At 61.3% G+C, this 21,154-nt stretch carries 17 protein-coding genes and 1 pseudogene; 12 read left to right on the forward strand and 6 right to left on the reverse strand.

The annotated features are described in order from the left end of the window. From C8J43_RS05250 to C8J43_RS05260, 3 genes are all read right to left on the reverse strand, one after another. Positions 1–395, reverse strand: a 395-nt coding sequence (locus C8J43_RS05250; protein ID WP_207893334.1) for an AraC family ligand binding domain-containing protein, incomplete at its 3' end; no start/stop codon positions are given. A 285-nt stretch (positions 396–680) separates the two neighbouring features. Further along, a complete protein-coding gene (locus C8J43_RS05255; RefSeq protein WP_243645429.1) occupies positions 681–2,228 on the reverse strand; it encodes a L,D-transpeptidase family protein in 1,548 nt (515 codons plus the stop codon). A 645-nt stretch (positions 2,229–2,873) separates the two neighbouring features. Continuing rightward, positions 2,874–3,437: a TetR/AcrR family transcriptional regulator gene (locus tag C8J43_RS05260; RefSeq protein ID WP_243645430.1), complete on the reverse strand. Its 564-nt coding sequence runs from the start codon at positions 3,435–3,437 to the stop codon at positions 2,874–2,876. A gap of 122 nt (positions 3,438–3,559) precedes the next feature. Here C8J43_RS05260 and bdcA point away from each other — a divergent pair, with 122 nt between their 5' ends. From bdcA to C8J43_RS05275, 3 genes are all read left to right on the forward strand, one after another. Next, entirely contained in the window at positions 3,560–4,273 is a 714-nt protein-coding gene (gene bdcA, locus C8J43_RS05265) for an SDR family oxidoreductase (RefSeq protein WP_121886427.1), read from the forward strand. Continuing rightward, the gene (locus C8J43_RS05270) at positions 4,266–4,946 is read left to right on the forward strand and encodes an NAD(P)-binding domain-containing protein (protein WP_133030057.1); all 681 of its coding nucleotides are present in this window, start codon (positions 4,266–4,268) and stop codon (positions 4,944–4,946) included. The genes bdcA and C8J43_RS05270 overlap by 8 nt, the downstream gene beginning before the upstream one ends. A gap of 175 nt (positions 4,947–5,121) precedes the next feature. Next, positions 5,122–8,019, forward strand: a complete 2,898-nt coding sequence (locus tag C8J43_RS05275) for an alpha-L-rhamnosidase (protein WP_133030058.1) — start codon at positions 5,122–5,124, stop codon at positions 8,017–8,019. A 333-nt stretch (positions 8,020–8,352) separates the two neighbouring features. On the opposite strand, the gene C8J43_RS05280 is transcribed toward C8J43_RS05275, so the two are convergent. Continuing rightward, positions 8,353–11,232 (reverse strand): PAS domain S-box protein, encoded by a 2,880-nt coding sequence (locus C8J43_RS05280; protein WP_133030059.1) that lies wholly within the window; start codon positions 11,230–11,232, stop codon positions 8,353–8,355. Then, a complete protein-coding gene (locus C8J43_RS05285) occupies positions 11,225–11,398 on the reverse strand; it encodes a type II toxin-antitoxin system ParD family antitoxin (RefSeq protein WP_133030060.1) in 174 nt (57 codons plus the stop codon). The genes C8J43_RS05280 and C8J43_RS05285 overlap by 8 nt, the downstream gene beginning before the upstream one ends. A gap of 582 nt (positions 11,399–11,980) precedes the next feature. On the opposite strand from C8J43_RS05285, the gene C8J43_RS05290 reads away from it, so the two are divergent. The 7 genes and pseudogenes from C8J43_RS05290 to C8J43_RS22290 all read left to right on the forward strand — a co-directional run. Continuing rightward, positions 11,981–12,322: a DcrB-related protein gene (locus tag C8J43_RS05290; protein ID WP_133030061.1), complete on the forward strand. Its 342-nt coding sequence runs from the start codon at positions 11,981–11,983 to the stop codon at positions 12,320–12,322. Continuing rightward, entirely contained in the window at positions 12,322–13,902 is a 1,581-nt protein-coding gene (locus C8J43_RS05295; RefSeq protein WP_133030062.1) for a DUF6531 domain-containing protein, read from the forward strand. The genes C8J43_RS05290 and C8J43_RS05295 overlap by 1 nt, the downstream gene beginning before the upstream one ends. Beyond that, on the forward strand, positions 13,899–14,591 hold the full coding sequence (locus C8J43_RS05300; protein WP_133030063.1) for an RHS repeat protein: 693 nt from the start codon (positions 13,899–13,901) through the stop codon (positions 14,589–14,591). The genes C8J43_RS05295 and C8J43_RS05300 overlap by 4 nt, the downstream gene beginning before the upstream one ends. Positions 14,592–14,606: 15 nt before the next feature. Continuing rightward, positions 14,607–16,283 carry an RHS repeat-associated core domain-containing protein gene (locus C8J43_RS05305; protein WP_279388830.1) on the forward strand — a complete coding sequence of 559 codons (1,677 nt, stop codon included), beginning with the start codon at positions 14,607–14,609 and terminating at the stop codon, positions 16,281–16,283. 701 nt (positions 16,284–16,984) lie between these two features. Then, the gene (locus C8J43_RS05315) at positions 16,985–17,335 is read left to right on the forward strand and encodes a hypothetical protein (RefSeq protein ID WP_165899551.1); all 351 of its coding nucleotides are present in this window, start codon (positions 16,985–16,987) and stop codon (positions 17,333–17,335) included. 78 nt (positions 17,336–17,413) lie between these two features. Then, complete coding sequence (locus C8J43_RS05320) at positions 17,414–17,974, forward strand: hypothetical protein (RefSeq protein ID WP_207893336.1); 561 nt, start codon at positions 17,414–17,416, stop codon at positions 17,972–17,974. Positions 17,975–18,219: 245 nt separating this feature from the next. Further along, positions 18,220–18,333: pseudogene (locus tag C8J43_RS22290) on the forward strand (dioxygenase); the annotation flags it as partial. 276 nt (positions 18,334–18,609) lie between these two features. Here the strand turns inward: C8J43_RS22290 and C8J43_RS05330 are convergent. Further along, positions 18,610–19,257: a DsbA family oxidoreductase gene (locus C8J43_RS05330; RefSeq protein WP_207893337.1), complete on the reverse strand. Its 648-nt coding sequence runs from the start codon at positions 19,255–19,257 to the stop codon at positions 18,610–18,612. Between the two features lie 190 nt (positions 19,258–19,447). On the opposite strand from C8J43_RS05330, the gene C8J43_RS05335 reads away from it, so the two are divergent. Continuing rightward, positions 19,448–19,693 (forward strand): hypothetical protein, encoded by a 246-nt coding sequence (locus tag C8J43_RS05335; RefSeq protein ID WP_133030069.1) that lies wholly within the window; start codon positions 19,448–19,450, stop codon positions 19,691–19,693. A 671-nt stretch (positions 19,694–20,364) separates the two neighbouring features. Beyond that, complete coding sequence (locus C8J43_RS05340; RefSeq protein ID WP_165899552.1) at positions 20,365–20,790, forward strand: glycoside hydrolase family 25 protein; 426 nt, start codon at positions 20,365–20,367, stop codon at positions 20,788–20,790. The last annotated feature ends 364 nt before the right edge of the window (positions 20,791–21,154 follow it).

The following is a 21,154-nucleotide window of genomic DNA, read 5'->3' on the forward strand; positions in this document are numbered from 1 at the left end:
TCCAGCGTAAGCGCCGGGGCTTCATCGAGCTCGTGCGCGATGGTCTGCGCCAACCGAAAGGCATAAGGATCGCGGATGCAAAATGCTGCGGCTTCGCTGCCTTCACCCCCGGAAATGGCCATGAAGCGTCCCCGCCCGCCGTGGAACCGGTCCTCATGGGTGGTACCTGGCGGATTGTAGATCAGAACCGGGGTGTTCGACACCAGCGGTGCGCCGACTGCCGACGACATATAGCCACCGGAGAGCACCAGAATGAAATGCGCCTCGTCATGACTGTGTCGCTGCACCTCTTGCTCGGGCGCGTTTGCGTCTAGCGCGTGGAAGCTGAAGCCAGCAGCCTCGCGCCACTCCGGACCGCTTCCCCAAAAATCCGTCCGGCCGCGCCTCAAAACCATATGGGCTGTGTGGACCAGCCGAGCCGGGCACACCAGTCCGCGCATATTCGGCAGCCGAATGCCGTTGCCCGGATTTCGGAATAATACATGAACAAAGATCTGAAGCTGAGAAGGGTAAAGTCCTGTCCAGATGTCCGATTGCGGGTCTTGCTAGCTCTCCGCTACCGAGCGGTCCCGCCCAACCAAGATTGCAATCCTGAGCCCGACGATAGCCAATGGTTCAGCGTGACCGGTCGGTCGACTGTCCCACCATGTGTGCGTTCGCGAGCAAGGGAAGGATTGTGACTAAGGGCCGATGTCGATCGCCTGCGCTTCCGCCCGGCGCGCCGACGACTTGGCAAAACCCAGTTGCTCGGCGATTGGATCGTTCCATCCGTACGGGTCGGTGCGAAAGGCTATCGCCCCGTCGGCACCGACATACACATTGTGATAGAGTAGCCGGACCGGAATACGACGCGGCAAGGGCACGAAGGTCATCTCGCCCGTCGCCTGCGCAGCCTGCCAGGCGTCCGCGACGCCCTCGTCCTCGGCGAGCATCTGCGCGAAGCCGAGCGCGTCCTCGACGCGGACGCAGCCATGGCTGAGATGGCGCTGGCTGCGCGCGAACAGGGCCGGCGCCGAGGTGTCGTGCAGGTAGATCGCCTGGTTGTTGGCCATGTCGAACTTGACAAGGCCGAGCGCATTGTCGGGCCCCGGCTGCTGGACGATCCAGCCGTCACGCAGCACCATGTTGTGCGCCTGCAGATACGCGTCGTCGACATTCGCCATTTCGCCGTTCTGGATCGATTTCGGCACGGTCCAGGTCGGGTTGGCAACCAGCCTGAAGATCGGCGATGCGAGCGCCGGGGTCTCGTGCCCGGGTTCTCCGACTACGACCTTTCGCTCGTCCGCCACTGTGCCGTCGCGGTAATAGCGCAACTGTGACGCCGCGGTGTTGACGTCGATCCGCGTGGCCGGTGGCGTGCGTTCGAGCCAGCGCCGGCGCTCCAGCGCAACGCCCAACGCCCGGGCGCGATCGCCGGCGCCCAGGTTGAGCACCTTCAGCGTCTCGGGACCGACGACGCCGTCGGCGGCAATCCCGTAATCGGTTTGCAATCCCTTCAGGGCGTCCGACAGCGCCTGCGTGTAGAGCGCCGACGTGGGGGAAGGCGCGAGCCGCGACGGCTCGGTCGCTAAATCGGAGTGTGCCAGATAGCCGCTTTGCGTCAGCTGATCGGCAATGGCCGCCACCCGGGGGTCTCGATCGCCGACGCGTATCAGGCCACCGGCGATCGGCTGGGTCGGCCCGGCCGCGGCTGCGGCCTGACTGAAGCGGAGATAGGCGTCGGACAAAGCCCGATATTCTGCGTCCTGCGGTGCTAACGACGCCAGCCACTCGGTGAGTTTACCGGTCGCAAGGGCGATGCTGAGGCCGGCTGTAACGTCGGTTTTCGGGCGGGGCAGGGTATAGACTTCGTGCAACGAGGCAGGATCGATGTGTCCTTTTGCCAACGCTTCGGCATAGGAGAGGGCGGCGCGTGACCACGCTACGTCGGCGACGGCGGAGCTTGAATCCATTGTGTCCACGTCGAAGGCCAAGTGATCGAGACCGTGCCGGCCGCGGTCGGCGAGCGCGGACTGGAATGCCGCGATGCTCTGCTTGGACCACAAAGCTCGCCATTTCGACTGGGCGTACAACGTCCGAAGCTTGGGGTCCGTCACGTCGGCCTTGTCGATTGCTATTGCGATGGAGTCCGGACGGGCTACGGCGTCGATCGGAACGACCTGAGCGTGCGACGCTCCATGAGTCAGCAGGATCAGCAGCGGGACCGTGGAGCGGTATAATGTCTTCAAGCGCATCCTGATCTAACGAGCCATTCGGCAATGTGGACCAGGACGACGGCCGGTCGCATCAGAAATGTGCCGTTCGGCGTACTATCACTGGTCTAAAACCGATCGCCGTCGCTACTCTTGGAGGCGTCGGCCCGGCCTGTCTCACTCGCAGATCGCGCCGTGGCACCAGCCATGAGCAAAGCCCGACAATCACCCTCAAAAATCAGCGCCCGTCGGCGCGCGCCGCCGCGTCTTCGACCTGACGGTGCGCAATCGCGCCGAATATAGCGGGGGTACGCATTGCCAGGCCTCCGACGGTCGTCCCAATTCTCGCCATCTATGCGGCCCCGTCGGCAACGGTTTGCCTACATGAACAAACGGCCGAAGTTAGGGAACGACAAGCCGACCCCAGTGTCCGACTATGGGTCTGGCCGGCAGCCGTAGGGCAGGGGCCCATTCGAGCAATGTCGGTCGATCAGCTAATATACGTATGGTCCGAATCCGCGATTCTATTCGCCAAGGCGTTTCTCGTTTTTCCATGTCTGGTAGGCAATTTCAGAAAACTAAATCGCGAACAGATTTCGAGAAAGTGGCCCTTTCAGCGGCTGTGGTAACAACATCATGCTCCGCTTTATCGTTCAACCTTCCTTTACGGAAACGTCGTGTTCACTTTTCCCGACCTTGCCTATTAAGCGCGAACGTCTGTTCAAGACCGACTCCCGCGAGACGTGCGGTTGCGAGCAGGCGATCAAAATTGTGCCCGTTACGGGCGCTGGCGGACAGCCCGGCCATTACCGTGCTCATATAATCTTGGATACACGCGGCTTGATCGGGATAACGGGCGGCAATGAATCGATAAATCGCCTCCTCCCCAGCCGTAATGAAAGCGCCAGCAGCGCCTTTTGCTTCTCGGTCGGCGCAGCGCGCACCCTCGATGACGAGGCAACCCGCCGCGCCGGGATCGGCTGCGTAGCGCCGGGCCGCCTCTTCCAGCACCGCCACGAGACATTCCGCGATCGGTCGGTCCGCGCTTAGCAGATCGGGCAGCGGGATCGCGCCCTGGGCGGCATAACGATCGAGGATGCGGCTGTAGAGGTCCGCCTTGCTACCGAAGGCGGCATAGAAGCTGGGCGGATTTATACCGATCGCCTGGGTGAGGTCGGCGACGCTGACCGCATCGTAGCCGCGGGCGTGAAACAGGCGCTGGGCGGTCGCGACCGCTTCGTCCAAGTCGAACTGACGCGGTCGGCCACGTGTGCGGCGGCTTTCTGTTTGCTCCACTACAAATACCTTGACGCGCGAGTTGAACCATTTATGTAGCGGATCGTAAGTTATGGATCAAGGAGGGTGCGATGGGTGCGTTCGAGGGAAAATCCGTTCTTGTGCTTGGTGGTAGCCGCGGAATCGGCGCGGCAATCGTTCGGCGCTTTGCAGCGGATGGCGCGACCGTGGTCTTCACCTATTCCGGCTCGCGAGACGCAGCCGAAGCGTTGGCGGCCGAGACGCGCAGCACGGCCGTGGAGACGGACAGCGCGGATCGCGACGCGGTGATCGCCCGCGTGAAGGACAGCGGCGCGCTCGACGTGCTGGTCGTCAATGCCGGCATCGCCGTGTTCGGCGACTCGCTGGACCAGGACCCGGACGCGATTGACCGGCTGTTCCGGATCAATGTTCACGCGCCGTATCATGCATCGGTCGAGGCGGCGCGCCAGATGCCCGAGGGCGGGCGCATCATCGTTATCGGATCGGTGAACGGCGATCGGATGCCCGTTCCCGGCATGGCGGCTTACGCGCTCAGCAAGTCAGCGCTGCAAGGGATGGCACGTGGGCTGGCACGCGACTTCGGGCCTCGCGGGATTACGATCAACGTCGTGCAACCCGGTCCGATCGACACCGACGCCAACCCGGCAGACGGACCGATGAAGGATCTGCTGCACGGCTTCATGGCGATCAAGCGTCACGGCCGGCCGGAGGAGGTCGCGGGAATGGTGGCATGGCTCGCCGGACCGGAGGCAGGGTTCGTCACCGGCGCCATGCACACCATCGACGGCGCGTTCGGTGCCTGATCCGTTGGAGCGGTCAACTATGGCCACCATCGGCATCATTGGTGCGGGGGAGGTCGGCAGCCAGATCGCCCGCGCCGCCATCGCGAACGGCTACCGGGTGGTGATCGCCAACTCGCGCGGACCGGAAACTTTGGCCCGCCTGGTCGCCGAACTCCGGCCTGACGCGCGCGCTGCGACCGCTGCCGATGCGGCCGAGGCGGGGGATTTCGTCGTGGTGGCGGTCCCCCTCAAGCTCGCCAACGACATGCCGGTCGAGCAACTGGCGGGCAAGATCGTGCTGGACACCAACAACTACATGCCGTGGCGTGACGGGCGCTACGCCGTGGTAGACGTCGGTGCGAAGACGGAGCACGAGCTACGGCAGGAACAGCTCCCCACCTCTAAGGTCGCGAAGGCGTTCACGCACATTCAGGCACCGCGCCTGTTCCTGTCGGCGCGGCCATCTGGCACGCCGGGGCGGCACGCGCTGTCGGTATCAAGCGACCACCCCGAGGCGGTGGAGCTGGTCACGCGGCTTTACGATCAGTTCGGCTTCGATACGGCAGATAACAGTCCACTTAGCGAGTCCTGGCGGAGCGGCCCAGATCAGCCCGCATGGCACGCGCACGAACATCAGACGCTCCCCGAGTTGATCGTGAACCTTGCCAAGGCGAGACGGCTCCCGCCGAGGTAGAACGGCCGGCTCTGCCTTTCTCGAAACTCGATCGATTTCGAGAACGACCTTCCCGTCTCGCTGGCCGTTCACGACTAAGTATCTCCGAACCGTCCGGTTGCAGACTTGGTAGTCGGCTTCCGTATCAAAACTACTGACAGGGGAAGATAAGTCCGACGGCAGCGAGTAGACTATAATGCGCCGCGCCGATAGTGCATCTGAGCACGAAACGGGAGCAGAAATGATGGCTGGACGTACGGCAACGGGGCTCACCACCAGTCGCCGGGGGCTGGCAGGCTGGATCGCGGGGGCAGGCATAACTGCCATGGCACCGGCTGGTACCGCCATGGCGAGGCGCGCGGCGTTAACGTTGCCGGAAGGGTGCACGGTCGAATGGCGGCGCAACCCGCTCGGTATCGATACGCGCCGCCCCCGTTTTCGCTGGACGTTGCAAAGCGCGCCCGAGCAGCACGACGTCCGGCAAGCTGGATTTCGGATAAGGGTGTTCGCGCAAGCCGGTGCGGGCAAGCCAGTCGGGACCGTCGTGTTCGATACCGGTTTCGTACGGTCGGATACACTCGCCTGGACATCGCCACGAGATTTGCCGCTGGTTTCTCAGGCGGGGTATGAGTGGCGGCTAGCGCTGCATGACGGGACGGCATTCGGCCCCGAAGTGATGGCAGGAATGTTCGTTACCGGCATCCTGGATCTCGATGGTTGGCGCGCGGGGTGGATCGCCGCCCAGCCTGACGGCGCAGCGCCATCGGATTTCGAAACCGCGCGCAAACGCGCCATCGGCAGCGTGATGCCCCTCTTCCGCCATGACTTTGCGGTGCCATCGGCGATGACGGCAGCCTATCTTTCGATTGCCGGGCTGGGCCATCATGCGTGCCTGCTCAATGGACGCTCGGTGCAGGGGGACGACCTGAGCGGTGGCTGGACTGATTTCGCAACATCGGTCCTGTACGACACCTATGATGTGACAGCATTGCTGAAATCCGGATCGAATGCGATCGCAGTCATGCTGGGCAACGGTTTCTTCAACGTCGAGGATGTGGCCGGCCGGTACACTAAATTGGCGAGATCGAGTGGCCCGCCCCGCCTGATCGCCCAACTACGGATCGTTCTTGCCGATGGTCGCGAACAGCTGGTGGCCAGTTCGGCTGACTGGCGCGCGCGGCCAGGGCCAATCACCTATTCCTCGATCTATGGCGGAGAGGATTTCGACGCGCGCCGCGTCGGGAACGACTGGAGCGTCGCTGCGACGACCACGGGCTGGACCGGTGCGCACCAGGTCGCCGGCCCCGGCGGGCGGTTGGTCGCCAACGGCGTGCCGACCGTCACCCGGACCGACCGGCTGACCGGCACGCCGATGCCGCAGCTGGGCAACGGTAATCTGCGCCATGATTTTGGGATAAACTTCGCCGGACGCCCGCGCATAACGCTCCGTCGACTGCGTTCGGGGCAGGTTGTCACCTTGTGGCCCGGCGAACTTCTGCTGGCCGATGGGTCGATCGACCAACAAAGTATGACCGAGCTCCGGCCGGGGCGTAACGGATTGTATTTCCGTTACATCGCGTGCGGCGATGCCGAAGAGACTTGGGAACCGCGTTTCACCTATACCGGCTTCCGCTACATGGAGATCGAAGGGATTGCTGCGGACCAGCTTGTGGAAGTCGAGGGCTGCGTACTCCATGCCGACCTCGCACGGACGGGCAGTTTCGATTGCAGCGACCCGCGTCTCGTCGCCGTTCACAAGCTGATCGAGCGGGCGCTGGTCAGTAATATGACGTCGGTACTGACCGACTGTCCGCACCGGGAAAAATTGGGCTGGCTCGAGCAAATCTATCTCAACGCCGCCACGGTGAACATCAATCGCAACGCCGTCACACTGTACGAAAAGATGGCGGGCGACATGCGTGCGGCCCAGCGGTCGGACGGAATGGTGCCCTCGATCGCACCCGAGTATGCGAAATTCCTGAATGAGGATGGCACGGATTCTCCGTTCCGCGACAGTCCCGAATGGGGCAGCGCGATCATCCTTGGCCCCTGGACCGTGTATCGTAGCTATGGCGATACCGGCATCCTGCGCCAGAACTGGGCGGCGATGGTCCGCTATGTCGACTATTTGGCGGGGCGGGCGAAGGACGGGCTGGTAGCGTATGGCCTCGGCGACTGGTTCGACATAGGGCCACGCCCGTCAGGAGTCGCACAGCTCACCTCACTGGAGATGACCGGGACTGCAACCTTGTTCGCCAATCTCGACGCCATGGCACAAATGGCCAAAATCCTCGGTAAGGACGCGGAAGCACGCGGCTTCGCGGCGCGTGCCGCGGCCACGCGGGCGACGATCAACGCGCGCCTCTATCATCCGGCCAGCGGCAATTACGACCGCGGCAGCCAAGCTGCCAACGCAATGGCGTTGGCACTGGGCCTCGCCCCGGCTAGCGACCGAGCCCATATTCTTGCCAACCTGATCGCCGCGATCCGTGTGACGAACAATCACGTCACAGCCGGCGACATCGGGTTTCACTACGTCGTGCGCGCGCTGATCGATGCGCAACGCGGCGACGTGCTATATGATATGCTGACACGCACCGACGCACCCAGTTATCTCGCTCAGATCGAAGCCGGTGCGACGGCATTGACAGAGGCTTGGGATAGTACGCGAGGCAAGTCGCAAAACCATTTTATGCTCGGTCATATCGAACAGTGGTTTTACGGCGGATTAGCGGGGCTCAATTTAGATTTTTCCCGCCAGAACGGTCCCCCAATATTGCTCGCGCCACAATATATTAGTGGCGTCACCGAAGTGAGTGCCTCGCTGCAGTCGGTGCTTGGAAAAATTGAGTGTTGCTGGCGCGCCGGACGGGGAAGGATGCAGATCTCAGCAGCATTGCCTTCGGGATGTTCGGCCCATTTAAAGCTTCCAGTTCCAAGGCGATACATCATAAGTGGCTCGTTGCCCCTTGATCACGACCGACATGTCGCGGTCGTGGAGGAAGATTCCGGATACACCGTATTGAAAATGGGTTCTGGTGCGTATAACTTTCATGTTCCTATCCCTGGTTCGACCTATAGTAGGTTTGGCTGAGGCCTGCTTATTCATGACGGGTCGAGACTTGGCCGTCTTATCTGACCAATGCGCTGATGGCGCGATTGTTGGATTCAGCGTGCTTCGTGGGACCAATACCTATCCCACCGCTTAGGGAGCGCGACGGGCGGTTTGAATTATTGGAAGCGGGTCTCGTTGTCGTTGTCGCCGGGCTCAATCTTATATAGATGTAAAACGGCAGTAGCTCGAGAGAAGCTAAACGTCGTTAGATCTTTTGCCGTCATATTCGAATGGGCGCTCGGTCGTAACGCCGATTTGCTAAACTTAGGAGTTCAATGACATTCTTCTGTGCTGATCTATTGTTAATCAACGCTACGTAGAAGTGGATCGCAGCATCTGCGCAACCTTTGTAGAGAGCGCTTCGAGCGTAAAGGGTTTGGTCAGCAATTCCATACCTGGCTCCATATGGCCATTACCAACTGCGGCATTCTCAGCGAACCCTGTAATGAACAGCACCTTCAGACCAGGCCGCAAAGCGCGAGCGGCGTCGGCGACCTGTCGGCCGTTCATACCATTGGGCAATCCAACATCCGTTATTAGAAGTTCAATCCTGGCTCCGGACTGAAGCACCTTAATTCCCGCCGCCCCATCGGCTGCGCCGATGACAGTGTATCCCAGATCGTCGAGTACCTCGTCGATGAGATGGCGGATCGTCGCCTCGTCATCGACGACAAGCACTGTCTGGGCATTGCCGCTCGCGGGCAAACCGGTTGTGCATTCCTCGGGCGTTTCAGCAGCGTCGCCATGGTGACGCGGCAGGTAAATGCACACCGTCGTGCCGTGTCCCACTTCGGAATAAATCCGAACCTGCCCACCCGACTGCCTGGCGAAGCCATAGATCATCGAGAGCCCAAGGCCTGTGCCCTGTCCGATCGGCTTGGTTGTGTAGAAGGGCTCGAATGCGCGCTCGATCGTCTCGGGCGTCATGCCAGTGCCGGTGTCCGTTACGCAGATCGAGATGTATTGGCCAGGGGGCAGATCGCGCTCTCGTCCTATACGATCATCAACCCACTTGTTCGCGGTTTCGATCGTCAGTTTCCCCCCTTGCGGCATCGCGTCCCGACCGTTGATGCAGAGGTTGAGGACAGCGTTTTCGAGCTGCGGCGCGTCTATGTCGGCCGTCCACAATCCGGCAGCGCCAACGATTTCGATGCCGACGGTCGCACCGACCGTCCGGTGCAGCATCTCTTCGAGGCCAAGGATCAGCCGGTTGACATCAGTAGGTTTGGGATCAAGCGTCTGACGGCGAGAAAAAGCCAGCAATCGTTGCGTGAGCGACGCGGCACGCCGACCAGCGCCCTGCGCTGCATTGATGAAGCGGTCGAGATCGTCGAGCCGCCCTCTCGCAACGCGAAGCTGGAGCAGTTCCAGATTGCCCATCATGCCGGTCAGCAAATTATTGAAGTCATGGGCCAGCCCGCCGGTTAGTTGACCGACCGCTTCCATCTTCTGCGCCTGACGCAGCTGTTCCTCGATCTTCCGTAGGGCCTCCGCCTGTTCCTTCTCAGCGGTAATATCGCGACCGGTCGCATAGGTCATGTCACCAGCCGGCACAGCGACCCACGATAGCCAGCGCGTCGAACCATCTTTATGACGGTAGCGATTGACGATCGCCGGACGACCGCCGTCTGCCGCAAGCTCATAGGCATCGGTTGTCTGGTTGTGATCGTCAGGCACCACGAACTCGTTGACGTGATGGCCGACAAGTTCGCCTGAGGTATAGCCCAGCATGGCCGTCCAGGCGGGGTTTACGCGTATCAGAACGCCGGCGAAGTCGATCACGAGCATGAGATCAGGGGACGTCTCCCAGATCCGGTCACGCTCCGCCGTCCGTTCGGCTACTTCGTCCTCAAGCGTCTCGTTAAGCCGCTGCAGTTCGAGCTCGGCGCGCTTGCGTTCGGTGATGTCGATCGATGAGCCGACCAAGCCGTTCACGGCGCCGTTGGCGTCTCGAAACGGCGACTTCGTCGAAAGCCAGGTTGCACAGGTGCCGTCGGCAAAGCTGACCTCTTCCTCTACGACTTCCGTCGTCTGCTCGGTCATGACCCGCTCGTCATTCGCCATGACGATGTCGGCTTGGGCAGCATCGTCGAGAAATTCGCGATCGGTGCGCCCAATGATCTGATCAAGGGGCTTGCCGACCAGATCAGCGGTGCCGCGGTTGGCGGCCAACATCCGCCCCGCACGGTCCTTAGCGTAGACCACGCCCGGTACGGCCTCCATAACAGCCTTCAGAAGGACATTTGCTCCGCGAAGGGCGTCTTCCGCTTCGCGACGATCTGCGATGTCGATGACGGAACCGATATAGCCCAAAAACTTGCCCTGAGGTCCAAACCGTGGAGATGCTGCATCGATCGCCCAACGGTATATGCCATCTGCACGACGCAACCGGTACTCGAGACGGAAAGGCTCCTGCCGGGTATTCGCGTTCAGAAATATCTGGCCTGCCGCAGCCTTGTCGTCCGGATGGGTAACATCAAGCCAGCCAAGGCCCGCAGCCTCCGCAGGTGTCTGCCCGGTAAAGTCGTACCATTGCTGGTTGAGATACGTGCAATTGCCATCCGGGTCGGTGACCCACATCATGACGGGCGCATGGTCGGCCATGTTACGAAAGCGGGCTTCGCTGTCGACAAGCTCGATACGTGTGAGGGCAAGCGCCTCTTCGCTGGCGAGAGCGGTCCGCGCGCGCTGATCACGCTCCCGCACGGTACGACGCAGGTCAAGCAGCGACATGACCTGCCGCGCGAGCACCCGCAAGGTATCCTGCTGAAGCGTCGTAAATGGCCTCGGGCGGTAGTCCAGCACGCACAGCGTCCCGATCGGCAACCCGTCTTCGGTCTTTAACAGCGCGCCAGCGTAGGAGCGGATATGGGGATCGCCGGTCACCAGCGGATTGCACTCGAACCGGGTATCCAGCGTTAGGTCCGGTACGACGAGGAGGTCGTCCTCGAGTAGTGCTTTAACGCAGAACGAGCTTTCCAACGGCGTCTCGCGTACGCCGAGACCGACCTCCGCCTTGAAGAATTGACGCCCATCGCCGACCAAATTGACCACTGCGATAGGGGCATCACAGAGGCGCGCGGTCAGCGCCGCCAGTTCATCGAAAGATTGCTCCCGAGGTGTATCCAGCACCTCGTATCGCGCCAACGCCGCAAGCCGTTCCTGTTCGCGCTCGGTAATGGCCTCAACCACGACGCGGCTCTCCGTACAGGCGAGCTTCGTCGCGGGCGATCATCAGCCGCAGGGCTGAGCGCACGACCTCGCTCGAATTGCTGTACAGCCCAGTGGCAACCTGCGCCCTGCTGTACGATTCGAGTTCGGTCGTCAGTGCGACGTTGCGAGTGGGGGTAGAGGACATGCCGTTCTGTTCGCCACCAGACGGGGGCTGTCAACGTTTGCCAGCTGCCACACTGCCGGCGAACATCATCCTTGTTGGAAGTGGCGGCGTCAGCACCGCACAAAGGCAGTTGTCGCGGCTCGCAGTCCCGAAAGCAGCCACCTCGGTTCCCAGCAATAGCAACGGTCATCTTGGAAACTCAGTCGCTGAAAGCTGTCATAGCGCGGAGATGAACGAGTGGCGGTAGTTGGGAAGCCGGGGAGTGCTCGTGAGCGTCCGCTTGTGGGTCGTCGCGGTAGTTGCGGTTCCCGACCAGGTTAAGTCATTCCGCGGTCGACGTTTGAACGTCTGCTCACGCCGGAACCGGCCCTCCGATGAGAGGCCAGACGAGCGCTGGTGAATGGGTAAATAGCATGAACGTGAACCAACTTACTCGGGCGTCTTGGAACTGTTACGCAGGCTGTGTAGGTCGTGGCGATCTGCAATTCAGGAATTGCGATGCCTGAAAGTCGTACCGCCGAGTTCTCGTTTACGGTTCCAGACGACTGGAAGGACCGCCGGGTTATCGCCTGGTCTGCGTAGCCGCGTCCAGGTCAGGCCGTTGTGCCTAACGTACTAGCGACCTACGACCGCCTCCCGGAAGGGCGAACGTTGGAAGCCTTTGTCGATGGACAAGCCGATGATCTTGCCAAGCAGGCACGACGTTTCGCCTTGGTCGGTCGCCGCGAAGTGTTGCTGGACGGTCGCCGAGGGATCGAGATCGTGTTCCGCTGGGATGCTGGATCGGGTCTGATGCGACAGCGTCAAGTCTATGTAGCTTTGGACGACGGGCGAGTCATAACCGTCGTGAACACCGCTCTGGACGATGAGTTCGAGGCTATCGAGCCGGTATTCGGTGCAATGCTCAGCGGGTTCCGCTGGGTCTCAACCGGAGCTGCGGACTAATGGAAGCCGCCCTCGCCGCCGCCCGCGTCGGGGATCCGATCGAGCATACGCCGGCGATGCTCGGCTTCGCGATCGGCGCGGCGATCGGCTTGGGAGTGGGAATTGCGCTGATGGGCGCGGCAGTCGCTGCGCCGTTCACAGGCGGACTTTCCTTGGTCGCCGCAGCCGGTGCGATCGCGGCCGTGGGCGGCATCACTGCGGCAACCGGCGCGGGGGCGCTCGCTGGCGGCAAGATCGCCAGCCTGATCGGCGCCTATGATGCAGGACCGATCGAGACGGGCTCGGGCAACGTTTTCATCAACGGCCGCCCCGCTGCGCGTGCAGTGAAGGACACGGCCGCCTGCAAAGACCACGCGCCACACCGCCGCATTGCGCAGGGCAGCGACACGGTCTTTATTAATGGTTTCCCGGCCGCGCGGGTGACTGACAAGACCGAGTGCGACGGCACGATCTCAGAGGGATCGTCCAACGTCTTTATAGGTGGGCAGCAGAAGACCTATCTGGATGTCAGCCCCGAAATCCCTGCCTGGATGACCAATACCGCGCAATGGATGGTGGTGGTGGGCGGCGCGGTTGCCTTGGGTTTTGGCGGCCTTGCCGCGTTCATGAGCTGTGGTTTGGCGGGCCTCGCCAACTTCGCCGGTGGTATAGCGGTTGGCGCACTGGAAAGCCTTGCCGGCAAAGCAGCCGGGGGCGCGATCGGTGAAGCGCTGTGGGGCGAAAAAGGCCGCGAGATCGGCGAAACTCTGGGTGAGCTCACGGGCATCCGCGGCGCCAGCAAGGCGATCCGCACGACGCGGGGCCACCCGGTCGATGTCGCCACGGGCGAGTTGCTCATCGATCAGGTCGATTTCCGACTGCCCGGGCCTCTGCCGTTAGTTTGGGAGCGCAACTGGTCTTCGCGATCGAGCCACAACGGCGATCTCGGAGTGGGCTGGAGTCACCCATTTGACATGGCGTTGGAGCCGCTGCCCCAGCACGGCCTCGTTCAGCTCAGACTGCCCTATGGTCGGTTGACGTTCCTCCCTTGGGCGGAAACGGCCGCGCCGTCGATCAATACGGCCGAGCGGTTGATTCTGCACCGCGAGGCGGCTGGGTGGCGTGTGGCGGGGTATGACGGTGTGAGCTGGGTGTTTCCCGCTGCCTCGGATTGCATTGCTCCGCTCGCTGCAATTGTCGACGCGACGGGTAACGCCATCACCCTGCAACGTGATTCAGCGGGGCGACTGCGCGGGCTCATCGACAGCGGCGGGCGGCAGTTGGTGGTCGAAAGCGATGCAGCGGGCCGCATCACCGAGGTGGATGGGCCACATCCCGACGATCCCCGCGCGCGTATGCGTCTCGCTAGCTACAGCTACAGCTCCGATGGCGCGCTCCTCAGCGCGAGCGACGCCCGGGGCGGGGTGACTCACTATCGAAGCGACCGGCATTGGTGGTCGAGGAGCGTCGTCGCGGTGGGCTCTCATTCGTGTTTCGTTGGGACGAGGCGGCGCGGGGCCGCAACGCACGGGTGGTGGAAACCTGGGGCAGTGACGATCTCTATCACTGCAGCTTCGACTATCTGCCGAACGAACGCATGACGATCGTCACCGATGGGGCGGGCGGCGAGAGCGTCTATACATACAATCGTCTTGATCTCGTCATCCGCGAGCGCGATCCGCTCGGGCATGTCCGGCGCTGGCGCTGGTCGGAAGCTGGCGCGCCGATTGAGCATCGCGATGGCGAGGGACGCGTGTCGCTTCTCGCCTATGACGAATTCAATCGGCTGACCCGCGATAGCAGCCCGGCGGGCGGCACGGTGCAGCTTGCCTACGCCCCGCTCGACGAACAGGTGCCGCTTTCCTCACCCAGCTTCGGCCTACCGGTGCTCGCTATGTTGACGACAGGCGGAGTGCAGCGCTTTTGCTATGATGCGCGCGGGCAATTGGTCGAGGCAGAGGACCCCGCCAGCCGGACTCTGCGCTTCCTGCGCGACACGCGCGGGCGGGAAACGCGCGGGAACTATGCCGGCCTGCCTTTTCCGGTGCGACGCCAGGCGCCCGATGGTGGCGTGCTGCGCTACGAATATGACGGTACGCTCAATCTGGCTGCGCTGGTCAACGAGAAAGGCGAGCGCGCGACGTTCGCACGGGACGCGGCCGAGCGACTGGTCGAAGAGATCGGCTTCGACGCGCGGCGCCAGCTCTATCGCCACGACGCCAGTGGGCTGCTGGTGGAGCGGCAGGACGGCGCGGGCGTCACCCGCTACGTCCGCGACGCGACCGGCTAGATCGCGCGTGCGGAACTGCCGGATGGCACCGCGCATGAGCTCGGCTGGAACGCGGCGGGCTGGCTGACCGCGGCATCGACCCCCGATCGCACTCTTGCCTGGACCTATGACGCGGCCGGCAACCTCGTCACCGAAACGCAAGACGGCGCGACGCTTACGCACCGTCATGACGCGCGCGGGCGGCGGATCGCGATGACGTTGCCGGACGGGCGGGTGATCGAGAACACCTGGGATGCCGGCGACACCTTCACCGCGGTGCGGTTTGCCGGCCAGACAATTACCACGGTGTCGCGCGACCAGATGGGCCGCGAGGTGGAGCGCGTCACCAGCGCATTTCGCCTGCTCAGCGAATACGATCCCGCCGGCCGCCTTACGCGCCAGCATGGCGCAGCGACCCGTACGGGCCTTGTCGCGATCGACCGGCAGTATCGCTACGATCCGCTAGGCCAGCTCGTCGCGATGACCGACCTCGCCCGCGGCGAAAAACGCTATCGCTACGATCCGTGCGACCGACTGGTCGGCGTCGAGGGCGCGCTGCCCGAAGCGTTCGTCGCTGACCCCGCGGGCAATATACTGCCCGTCGAGCAGGACCGCGTGGTCGGCGACGCCCCGGGTAATCGCCTGCGCGTGTGGGGCGACAGGCGCTTCGACTATGACGCGGACGGACGCCGCATGCGCGAGCTGATCGGGGCGGGAGAGGGGCGCGAGCGGCGCTATCGCTGGGACGGGGCGGGGCGGTTGGCCGAGCTAGTCGAGCGGTCGAGCCGTGGCACGCGCATCACGCGGTTCGGCTATGACGCGCTAGGCAGACGCGCCTGGAAAGAGGCCACAAGCCTGCCGACCCAGGCCGCCAACGAGGGCGGGACAACCGCCGCACCGCACGTCGTGCGCACGCATTTTTTATGGGATGGCGACGTGCTGCTCGCCGAGTCAAACGCGCTTTCGGACGAAACGCCGGCCGATGCGTTGCAGACGCTCTATCTCCACGAGCCCGGAAGCTTCCGCCCACTGGCGATCGCGCGGAGTGAGCGGGCGCAAATGCCGGCGGTGCTGCATCATTACCAACTCGATCGCCTCGGCACGCCGCAGGAGTTGGTCAACGACAATGGCCTCATCACCTGGCGCGCCGAACTCTCCGCCTGGGGCGAGCTCGCTCGAGCTGCGGAGGCACAAATTGCCAACCCGCTGCGCTTCCAAGGGCAGTATGAGGATACCGAGACCGGCCTCATCTACAACCGCCATCGCTATTACGACCCCTACGTTGCACGCTACACCGCACCCGATCCGATCGGGCTTGAGGGCGGGATGAACGTCCACGCCTATGTGTCGGACCCGACAAGCTGGGTAGACCCATCCGGGCTGGAGTGGAAGCCAGGCATCGGTAGCCCGAGCATGCCCGAGGTTGGCGTTACGCCGAACGGCGGCCCAACCTTTGCCGGTACACACCATTTATTCCCCGTAACTGGCGAGCAACGGAATATTGTCCAGATCCCGATGCAGGGTAGCCGCTCGCGAGATTTTACGCAGGCGGACAAGGCGGCTGGCATCACGGCAAGCGATAGAGCGGATACCTACACTTGGCACCATATCGACGATTTCGATCCGAAAACCGGCATGACGACAATGGAACTGGTAGATACTGATGTCCATCGCGCGGTTTCGGGCCAAAAGGGGTCGGTTTACCAGTTCTAGCAGCATGCCGGCCTTAAATATACGCAAGCCGGCGGCGGCGTCGCCTATTCGGAAAAACAGGGGTGGGTGCTTGGCTCGCCCTGCAAAATATAGGTGAAGCAATGAGCTTTGAAAAAATGCCACAAATCGTCGTTATCAGATCAAAATATTAAGTACGCAGATGAATTAGTCGGAAGTATTCCGAGGGATTTGATGAATATTTATCGTCAAAAGAATGGAGGAATACCTGATAGAGGCATTTTCATTGCCGAAAACGGAGATTAATACCTGTTGGACTATCTCTTTTCTATACCAGAAGTCAGATTGGAGCCAGCTAGCCAGAATATAATAAAGGTCAATCTCGCGCTAAGGCGGCAGCATTTAATTCCAGATGATAATCTGGCATTCGGATCAGACCCCGGAGGAAACTACTTTTCCATTGATCGATCCGATAATTCAATCTGGTATCATCCTATGGATATGTGGGAGGAGTATCGCTCCCCCCAAGAAAATAAAAAATCGACTATGGAGAAATTGAGTGAATCGTTTCCCGCATTCTTGCATGCACTAGCGGAACAGTGATACTTCGGTTGAAAGGCGAAGTGTATTTGCTACCGTGAAAGCGGTCGACGAGATTTTCTTACCGGCCTATCGCTATCCCCATTAGTAGTCAGCAGCCCGGTGCGATTGGGCTAGAGGGCGGGGCCAACGGCCAGGCTTATGTGCCAGACCCGCTAAGCTGGGTGGATCCGTTCGGGTTAGTGTGCGCGTTTGTTGACAATCAGGGTACGCTGAACATCCGCAACAAATATCCCGCCGGGTCTGCTGAGGACCTTGCGCTCCAGCAGCACGAGAATGACTGGAATGGGCAGCTCGGAGCGAACGGTCCGATGACCCGGCAAGCGGTGACACCGCAGATGCGGCAGGCCGCCGACCGAGCCGCCAACTCGGCAAAGGTACAAAATCCCGGTGCCTATAATGGCACCGGTATGGCACCGGGGCATACGCCGGACGTGGGCTGGGGTGGTCAGCCGGCCGGGCCCATCATTTCCGGTAAACAAATCTGTAAATAGTTATGTAGGGGGTGCGACGGAGGCCCTTCCTCCCGGCACGAATTACTCAAAGGTACAACTTTTCTAGAGCGCTATGTCATGATCGATGACCTAATTCGGCGAGCTGCGGCAAAGACGGATGCGATTGCGAACGATCTGAACGCGGCGGATCCCGCGCAGCCGCCGCCCGAATGGGCGGTTCCTGTACGCTTTGATCCCGAGCCGTTCGTGGATCAGGTGCCGACCCTGGCGAAGGGCGTATGTCGGCGTGTCAGCCCGATGCTGCGCGCGCGCTTCCAAGCCTTCGGGCGCTGGCGGCTCGCCACGCACGGCCATTGGCTCTCATCCGCTGACATGGTGGCATTGTGGGATGAACCGGCTGACCCGCTGTTGCGGGAGATTCGCGAGATGAGGGAGGCGGCGGAGGAGAATTGGCCAAACGACGCTTCTGCGCTGTTCCGCTCGGAACGCTTGTCGCTGTTTGCTGGCAATGATGTCTCGAACGACAAAATTTATCTACTTTGGCTCGATTGCACAGATGAGCCGGAACTCTGGGTCTATGATTCGAACGGTGAAGGCCGTTACTCTGACCTTGCGGCCTATCTTACCGCTTATCTCTGCGACGATCTGACTGCGTTTGAACAATCCTGGCGCGCGTGATTGGCGGGGTGATCTCGTCTTGGCAACCGCCTGCGTGTCTGGGGCGACCGGCGCTTCGATTATGTCGCGGACAGCGCCGCGTGCGGGAGCTGATCGGGATAGGCGAAGGGCGCGAGGGCGCTACCGCCGGGGCGGCTAGCCGAACTGGTGGGACACTTGCGCCGGAGCACGCACTTCGAGGCGTCGGCGATCTTCAACACCGATCATCGAAGCCAATTTACGAGCCGGGTGTTCACCGCAGTCCTGCCGGCATTACGGCCATTGTCGACCCGACCCGCGGCCTCGATTACGGCGTCTTCGTCCCGATGAAGGTCGCGTTCCCCGACGCCGACATCCCGGTCGTCGAGATGTCGTTCGACCGCGATCCGCGAAAAGATCGCTATTCCAAAAGATCGCAGTCCGTCATTCTTTCGCACATACTGGGGAAAAGTGATCCGCGAAGGATAACGGCTTCTAGCCGATGCAGTCGTTAGGGGAGCCTGGCTTGAACGACGGCTTCGTCCCAAACCAAGCCATTCCATTCCGCGCTTCTCACATGAACGAACGGCCGAAGTTGAGGAAATGAAAAGAGCCTGCGAGCGTCCGGGAATGGGTCAAGTTAGCAGAAGTGCCGCTAATCGGAGAGGTGACGGGAACTAGGCGTCGGCTGCGATTTTGCGCAAGGCGTGCTCAAACGCTTCTGGAGGCTGGCCGCCCGAGATCAGATAGCGATCATTGATGATGATTGCAGGTACCGCGCTGATCCCGTGCGACTGCCACAATCGCTCGGCGGTGCGGACATCTTGGGCAAATTCTTCCGACGCAAGAATCGCAGCGGCGCGCGTCGGGTCCAGCCCGACCTTGGCCGCGGTGGCGACCAGCACAATATGGTCGGACGGGTTCTGCTGATCGGTAAAATAAACGTCAAATAATGCCCGCTTCAGCGCCGGCTGCCTGCCCTCAATATGCGCCCAATGCAGCAGTCGGTGCGCGTCAAACGTGTTGTAGATGCGGCTCGTCTCCGACATCCGCATCACGAAACCAAGATCGGCAGCGCGATCGCGGATCATTGTGCGATTGGCGGCCGACTGCTCGGGCGTCGAGCCATACTTCTCCGCAATATGTTCGCCGATATTTTGCCCCTCGGTGCCCATCTGCGGGTTCAGCTCGAAGGGCTGGAAGGTGATGTCCGCGTCGATCAGGTCTCCAGTGCGAGCGAGCGCCTCTTCGAGGCCGAGCAGGCCGATAACGCACCAAGGACAAGACACGTCCGAGACGAAATCGATTTTCATGGGCTTGGACATGCATCACCGTCGTCAGATGGAGGGAGAACGCGAAACCTAGGGACGCTGTAGGCAAAATGCACCAGCGTCGTGCATGCTACGCGGCTCAGGCAGTCGACGGGCCTTCACGAACGGCAGCAACTGGATTTCGACGGCTATAATGCCGACGCCCGATAGCGACGCGGCAATCAGGAGCGGCTAAGCGGCGTGCATGGTCATCAAGACGCATGGACCCGGCATAAGTCCCGGCCTCACCGCAATATTCTCCGTCTCATGCGGCCTGATGGTCGCGAACCTCTATTATGCGCAAGCGCTGATCGGCGAGATAGCACCGGCCTTAGGTCTCCACGGCGCTGTCGCCGGTCTTGTCGTTACCACAACGCAGCTTGGATATGGGGCAGGCCTGTTCTTCGTCGTCTCCCTCGCGGATCGGGTCGAGAACAAACGCTCATCGTGATGCTGACGGCGGCGCATGTTTTCAGCTTGCTTGGCACGTGGATGGCGACGGGAGCAGGAGAAGCAGGCTCGATTCAATCATCATTCGGTAGATTAAGCCGTCCGGCCTGCGGAGCTCAGCGCGCCAAACTCTGGCGACCGGGCCGATCGAGACCCTCGAGTAGCCCGGGTGGGGCCGGCGGGTGTAGCCACGGCGCGGACGGCACCCCGTCCGAAGGGCTCAACCGGCCCGTGGTCTCGCCCATTCAGCCAAGCCTTGATCCTAACGTAGTAGCCACTCGGGCAACCAATGAGCCGGATGCGGAAAACTAGGCAGGCGTATGTCGGCTCTCGTTAGATACAGAGGTTTGGATCCTCTGATGGGAATGGCAGCTTCATCCTAATTCAAATCGGTCTGGCTGGCCCGGCCAAACCACCGAAGCGAGCGGTTTCCAGTAGATGAACGAATGGCAAAAGCTGAGAAGCCGCCAGAACCTCTGAACGCCCGGAAACGGGTCTGGGCAGCTGCTGATCGAGCGAATGATCGATCCACAGCCGTTCCGCAGCCGATATTTAAAATAACTTGCAGCCAAACTCCTTGACTCCAGAAATTTAATGCGGCCGTCTGCAGTAGTTAGTTCGTCGGGGAAAGAAAACGAGATGGGGAACATCAGCGCGGCATGGACCACATGCATGATAGACATCTCGCATTATCAAGACCAGGTCGCTGATTGGGCCGCCGTCAAGCGAGCCGGTATCGTTGCCGTCGTCCACAAAGCCACCGAAGGGGGCGATTGGACTGATGAAAATTACAAGCGCCGCAAGCATGAAATCAAAGAAGCGGGCCTTTTGTGGGGTGCTTATCACTTCGCTGGAAAATCTGCGGACGGAACATTACAGGCTCAACACTTTCTTGATTTTGCTAAGCCTGAGGATAACGACCTCATCGCCTTTGACTGCGAGAGATATGGTGTTTTCAAGCAGATGGAAGAATTCTGCCTAGAAATTCACCGTCAGCTCAATCGATGGCCGGTGATCTATGGCCGGCATCGACTACGATTAGTGATGAAGGGTAAATGGCAGCTCACCAGTAACCAAGGGTGCGCTTTGGTTCGATGAATATCCTCCCTCTACCTTCTCTAAGCCATATAGTGCCATGCCGGAGGGTTGGGATGATTGGACCATCTGGCATTATACCGAAGGCCAGCACGGTCCCGAGCCCCGCGCGACCTCATGCTTCGGAAAAGTCGACCGAAACGCCTTTAAGGGAACTACAGAGGCATTTTTGAAGGCTTGGCCCTTCAAGGAACGTTGAGCTCATTGGGGGATCTGCCGCCATCACCATGCTTCGTTGTTCAGGCAGTTTTGAACGCTATGTGCTTTGTCACAGCCTTTTGAGGTTCGACCTTGCCGGTCGCAACACCGTGAGCCGTTGGGCTTCGTTCATGAAGTGCTTGCCAGACCGCGTGAACGCAAGCACCTG

The organism is Sphingomonas sp. PP-CE-1G-424 (assembly GCF_004341085.1).
In the GTDB taxonomy this organism is placed as follows: domain Bacteria; phylum Pseudomonadota; class Alphaproteobacteria; order Sphingomonadales; family Sphingomonadaceae; genus Sphingomonas.

Excerpts from the sequence above, each read along its gene's own strand:
- C8J43_RS05300 (WP_133030063.1), top strand. The coding sequence starts at position 13,899 with ATGACGATCGTCACCGATGGGGCGGGCGGCGAGAGCGTCTATACATAC.
- bdcA (WP_121886427.1), top strand. The coding sequence starts at position 3,560 with ATGGGTGCGTTCGAGGGAAAATCCGTTCTTGTGCTTGGTGGTAGCCGC.
- C8J43_RS05335 (WP_133030069.1), top strand. The coding sequence starts at position 19,448 with ATGGTCATCAAGACGCATGGACCCGGCATAAGTCCCGGCCTCACCGCA.
- C8J43_RS05320 (WP_207893336.1), top strand. The coding sequence starts at position 17,414 with ATGATCGATGACCTAATTCGGCGAGCTGCGGCAAAGACGGATGCGATT.
- C8J43_RS05340 (WP_165899552.1), top strand. The coding sequence starts at position 20,365 with ATGATAGACATCTCGCATTATCAAGACCAGGTCGCTGATTGGGCCGCC.
- C8J43_RS05330 (WP_207893337.1), bottom strand. The coding sequence starts at position 19,257 with ATGTCCAAGCCCATGAAAATCGATTTCGTCTCGGACGTGTCTTGTCCT.
- C8J43_RS05275 (WP_133030058.1), top strand. The coding sequence starts at position 5,122 with ATGCGCCGCGCCGATAGTGCATCTGAGCACGAAACGGGAGCAGAAATG.
- C8J43_RS05285 (WP_133030060.1), bottom strand. The coding sequence starts at position 11,398 with ATGTCCTCTACCCCCACTCGCAACGTCGCACTGACGACCGAACTCGAA.
- C8J43_RS05295 (WP_133030062.1), top strand. The coding sequence starts at position 12,322 with ATGGAAGCCGCCCTCGCCGCCGCCCGCGTCGGGGATCCGATCGAGCAT.